Origin of the sequence: Lentilactobacillus parafarraginis DSM 18390 = JCM 14109 (genome assembly GCF_001435895.1) — a bacterium.
Classification (GTDB): Bacteria; Bacillota; Bacilli; order Lactobacillales; family Lactobacillaceae; genus Lentilactobacillus; species Lentilactobacillus parafarraginis.
On sequence record NZ_AZFZ01000198.1, the window covers coordinates 1 to 664 of the forward strand.

The window sequence follows — 664 nt, forward strand, 5'->3', positions numbered from 1 at the left end:
TAATAAAATTTTATTCACTCAAATTTTCTGGTTTAGCATATCCCACAAGATTCCACCAGGGAGCATTAATATTTTCTGTAATGACACCATAATTTTGAGCATCAATCATTTTACCATTGCCAATGTACATACCAACATGACTGATATTAACAGAATTACTTCCAAAAAAGGCTAAGTCTCCTTTTTGAATATCGTCACTCCTAACATGTTTACTAGAATTGTATTGAGCTTGAGCTGTCCTTTGAATAGTTTTATCAGCTGCACGTTTGTAGATATATTGGGTAAGTCCTGAACAATCAAATGCCATTGGGCCAGTAGCTCCGTAAACATATGGTTTACCTAATTGCTTTTTGGCAATTCCCCAAACAGTGGCATATGCCACACCCGGCGTCAAATAGTCATGCCAGATCCAACCGTGGGTAGTCCCAGATTTATTAGTAATATAATAATATAGATAATTTTTAAGATTCTTTTTTACATACATTTTTCTAGTAACTTCCCATGTCGTATTGGGATAATTCTTTAAATAATGTACTTTAGAACCAAAATCAATGTTTTTACCATTCATCTTAAAGTTATAGGTCCACCCAGAATTCTTTTTACGAATATAAGTTTTTGGACTAACTGAACTTTCACTTACCAAGGTGTTAACACTTGCTTCTGT

Annotated in this window: 1 protein-coding gene; it reads right to left on the reverse strand. The window is 33.9% G+C overall.

The window, feature by feature from the left end:
• Positions 1-10 precede the first annotated feature (10 nt).
• Positions 11-664: C40 family peptidase (locus FD47_RS14715; protein ID WP_225353041.1), on the reverse strand; the 654-nt coding region annotated here is incomplete at its 5' end.